2 tRNA genes are annotated in these 372 nt (G+C 42.7%); both read right to left on the bottom strand.

The annotated features are described in order from the left end of the window. Positions 1 to 96: 96 nt before the first annotated feature. A tRNA-Ala gene (locus tag AC1RPY_RS07720) sits at positions 97 to 169 on the bottom strand. Positions 170 to 196: 27 nt separating this feature from the next. Then, positions 197 to 271: transfer RNA gene (locus tag AC1RPY_RS07715), tRNA-Ile, on the bottom strand. Positions 272 to 372: the final 101 nt, after the last annotated feature.

The raw sequence follows: 372 nt of genomic DNA, 5'->3' as shown, positions 1-372 counted from the left end.
AACTAATAAAACGCGGTGTTTCTCGGCTTATTGCTTAAAAATTTAATAAATATTATCTAGTTTTCAAAGAACAAATTCGACAATTAATATTGTCAATGGAGCCTAACGGGATCGAACCGATGACCTCCTGCGTGCAAGGCAGGCGCTCTCCCAGCTGAGCTAAGGCCCCATAATGGGTATTTTATTAATTGGTAAATGGGCCTAAATGGACTCGAACCATCGACCTCACGCTTATCAGGCGTGCGCTCTAAACCAGCTGAGCTATAGGCCCGTAAACGCTTTTGAGAGTAGATCTCTCAAAACTAAACAAATTTTCGACAAGTGTGTAGGTTTCCGTAATATTCCTTAGAAAGGAGGTGATCCAGCCGCAGG

Source organism: Dellaglioa sp. CoH-56-MRSF-12, from assembly GCF_056782075.1.
The sequence above is the reverse complement of the archived record's forward strand: the minus strand, read 5'-3'. Positions and strand labels throughout refer to the sequence as shown.